Source organism: Streptomyces sp. NPDC058796 (assembly GCF_042745235.1).
Classification (GTDB): Bacteria; Actinomycetota; Actinomycetes; order Streptomycetales; family Streptomycetaceae; genus Streptomyces.
Genome location: NZ_JBHYOP010000038.1, coordinates 1 through 4,130 on the forward strand (window position 1 = coordinate 1; position 4,130 = coordinate 4,130).

Here is a 4,130-nt window from a genome sequence, read left to right on the forward strand (position 1 = left end):
CCACCACCCACACCGGCATCCCCCACACCCTCGAAGGCATCACCCTCCACACCCCCACCCCCGACACCCCCACCACCCTCCGCGTCCGACTCACCCAGACCGGCGAGCACACCCTCGCGCTCACGGCGACGGATACCGCTGGAGCGCCGGTCGTCTCCGTGAACGCCCTGACCTTCCGGCCCCAGACCCGTCAGGCCCGGCTTCCCCTCCACCACGTGGACTGGATCGCCCAGCCCAGCCCCTCCGGCTCCGCCTCCCTCGCCCTCCCCCTCACCCGCGCCGCGCACCTCTCCCTCGGCACACCTCCCACGGCGGAAGAGCGAAGCGAGGAGCCGATCGCCGCCCTGATTCCGGCGACCAGGCGCTTCGGGAATGCGGACGACCTCTTCCGCGCGCTCGGCGACGGTTCACCGGCGCCCGAGACGGCACCCAAGGCGGCAACCGAGACACCAGAGACACCCGAAGCGGTCCTCGTCTCACTGCCGCGCTCGTCCGAGCCGGCCGACGGTCCAGGGGACGAGATCAGGGACGTACTCGGCGAAGTGCTCGCCTTCCTCCAGCGGTGGCTGGCCGACGAGAGGTGTGCGGACGTTCCGCTGGCGCTGCTCACCAAGCGGGCGGTGTCCGTCGGTCCCGGTGAGGATCCCGACCCCGTCGGAGCGGCCCTGTGGGGTCTGGTCCGCACCGCCCAGACCGAGCACCCGGACCGCATCATCGTCCTCGATCTGGACAGCCACCCCACGAGCCCCACCGCACTCCCGCACGCCCTCTCCCACGCCGTTACCCAGTCCCCCATCGAGCCCCACCTGGCCATCCGCGAGGGCCGGATCCACACTCCCCGCCTCACCCGCCTCGCCGAAACCCCCGCGGCAACCCCCACCACGTGGGACCCCGAGGGCACCGTCCTGATCACCGGCGGCATCGGCACCCTCGCCGCCCACACCGCCCGCCACCTCGTCACGCAGCATCGCGTCGGCCACCTCCTCCTGGCCGGCCGTACTGGCCCGAACGGCCCTCGGGCGCAGGAACTCAAGGCCGAGCTGGAGGAACTGGGCGCGACCGTCACGCTCGCCGCCTGTGATGTCGCCGACCGCAAGGACCTCGACGCGCTGCTGGCCTCCGTTCCCGGGGAACACCCGCTCTGCGCGGTCGTGCACACGGCGGGCGTGGTCGACGACGCGACCCTCGCGACGCTCACCGGCGAACAGCTCGACGCCGTGCTGCGGCCGAAGGTCGACGGGGCGTGGAACCTCCACCAGGCCACCCGTCACCTCGACCTCGACGCGTTCGCCCTCTTCTCCTCCCTCGCCGCCACCGTGGGCTCGCCCGGCCAGGCCAACTACGCCGCCGCCAACGCCTACCTCGACGCCCTCGCCCAGCACCGCCACGCCCACGGACTGCCCGCCACCAGCCTCGCCTGGGGCCCCTGGGGCGACGAGCGGGGCATGGCAGGGCAGTTGGGCGAGGCCGACGCGGCCCGCATCGGCCGTACCGGCTTCCCGCCTCTGAGCGCGCGGGACGCCCTCGGCCTGTTGGACGCGGCGTTGGCCGTGACGGGAGGTGCGGCGCGGCCCGTCCTCGTGTGCACCGCGCTCAGCATCCGTTCGCTGCGCGCGCGGGCCGAGGGCGGGACCCTGCCGCCCCTGCTGAGCAGCCTGGTCGGCAGGCCGGGCAAGCGCGCCGCGGCGAAAGCCCCGAGCGCCACGGCTGCCGGACCCTCCCTGGCCGAGCGGCTCGCCGGGATGGACCCCGCCGGGCGGCAGGAACATCTGCTCGACCTGGTCCGCCGTACGACGGCTTCGATCCTCGCGTACGCCGACGTCGCCGACGTCCCGGCGCAGGCCGGCTTCCTCGACATGGGGCTGGACTCGCTGTCGACGATCGATCTGCGCAACAGCTTGCGCTCCCTGACGGGGCTTCAGCTGTCGGCGACGATCGTCTTCGACCATCCCACGCCGGCCGCGCTCGCCCGTCATCTCGCCGACAGGCTGGCCCAGGACGCCGGGACCGCGGAGCCGGCCGTCCTGCAGGAGCTGCACCGGCTGGAGTCATCCCTGGCCGAGATCGCCGCGGCGGACGTCCCGTTGCGCACCCGGGTCAGGGACCGGCTGCAGGCCCTGCTGACCGCGTTCGAGGGCGGCCCGCAGAACGGACAGGCCGAGGTGACCGACGCCCTGCTGTCCGCATCGGCCGAGGAAGTCCTGCAGTTCATCGACCGAGAGTTCAGTGACACCCTTCCAGCTTCCCGTGAGGCGGTTTCCGATGACGAATGAAGAAAAGCTTGTCGACTACCTCAAGCGGGTGACCGCGGACCTCTACCAGACGCGTCAGCGGTTGCAGGAGCTGGAGGACAGCGCCCATGAGCCGATCGCGATCGTCGGTATGGGCTGCCGCTTTCCCGGCGGGGTGAGCTCGCCCGAGGAGTTGTGGGAGCTGGTCGCCGAGGGCCGGGACGCCATTGGCGAGTTCCCCACCAACCGGGGCTGGGACCTGCAGAACCTCTTCCACCCGGACCCGGATCACCCGGGTACCTCCTACACCCGTGCGGGCGGCTTCCTGTACGACGCCGACCGGTTCGACGCGGACTTCTTCAACATCTCGCACCGTGAGGCCCAGGCCATGGACCCGCAACAGCGTCTGCTGCTGGAGGTCGCGTGGGAGGCGCTGGAGGACTGCGGGGTCGATCCGCATACGCTGGTGGATTCCGAGACCGGTGTGTTCACGGGCGTCTCGGCGCACGACTACGGTCCGCGGGCCACCGATGCGCCGGAGGAGTACCAGGGCTATGTGATGTCGGGCAGCTCGGGAAGCGTCACGTCGGGCCGTATCGCGTACACCCTGGGGTTCCAGGGGCCCACCATGACCGTGGACACAGCGTGCTCGTCGTCGCTGGTCGCGGTGCATCTGGCGTGCCAGGCCCTGCGCAACGGCGAGTGCGGGATGGCGCTGGCCGGCGGTGCGGCCGTACTGCCCACCCCGGCGGTCTTCCTGGAGTTCAGCCGCCAGCGTGCCCTGGCAGCGGACGGCCGCTGCAAGGCCTTCGCCGCCGAGGCCGACGGCACCGGCTGGGCCGAGGGCGCGGGACTCATCGTGCTGCAAAGGCTCAGTGACGCCCTCGCCCAGGGGCGTACGGTGTTGGCGCTGATCGTGGGTTCAGCCGTGAACCAGGACGGTGCGAGCAGCAGGCTGACCGCTCCGAACGGGCCGGCTCAGGAGCGGGTGATCGGGCAGGCGCTGGCCGGCGCCCGGCTCACCCCGGACCAGGTCGACGTCGTCGAGGCCCATGGCACCGGTACCCCCCTGGGCGACCCCATCGAGGCCCATGCTCTGCTCAACACCTACGGCCGGCACCACTCCGCCGAACAACCCCTCTATCTGGGGTCGTTGAAGTCCAACATCGGTCACGCCCAGGCCGCCGCCGGCATCGGCGGCGTCATCAAGATGGTCCAGGCGATCCAGCACGGCGAACTGCCCCGCACCCTCCACGCCGACCACCCCTCACCCCACATCGACTGGACCACCGGCCACATCAGCCTGCTCACCGAGCACACCCCCTGGCCCGAGACGGACCGGCCCCGCCGCGCCGCCGTCTCCGCCTTCGGCGTCAGCGGCACCAACGCCCACCTCATCCTTCAGCAGCCGCCCGCCCCACAGCCCACCTCCACGCCGGAGCCGGAAACGGAGACGACGTCCACAACGGCAGCTGACGAGGAACCCACCGCCGCCGAGGCATCCGGGACGTCCGAAGCGCCCGTCCTCCCCGTGGCCCTGGCCCTCTCGGCCAAGACCGACACCGCACTGCAGGCCCAGGCCGACCGGCTGCGCGCGCACCTGGACGACCACCCCGAGCTCCCCCTGCCGCAGGTCGCCGACGCCCTGGCCGCCCGGGCCGCGCTGCCGCACCGTGCCGTCATCGTCACCCGCGACCGGGCCGAGGCCCGGGAAGCGCTCGACGCCCTCGCCGACGGGCGCCCGCACCCGCTCCTCACCTCCGGGCAGGCCACCACTGGTCCCGGGGAGACCGCCTCGGGACGCACGGTGTTCGTGTTTCCGGGTCAGGGTTCGCAGTACCCCGGCATGGCCCGCACCCTCTACACCACCTCACCCACCTTCCGCGACAGCATCCACGC

2 protein-coding genes are annotated in these 4,130 nt (G+C 72.3%); both read left to right on the forward strand.

Annotated features, from left to right (window positions below):
- On the forward strand, positions 1-2,273 hold a 2,273-nt coding region (locus ACFW47_RS35165; protein ID WP_386308282.1), incomplete at its 5' end, for an SDR family NAD(P)-dependent oxidoreductase.
- Positions 2,263-4,130 (forward strand): type I polyketide synthase (locus ACFW47_RS35170; protein ID WP_386308283.1); only part of this gene is annotated, 1,868 nt, incomplete at its 3' end. The genes ACFW47_RS35165 and ACFW47_RS35170, both read left to right, overlap by 11 nt.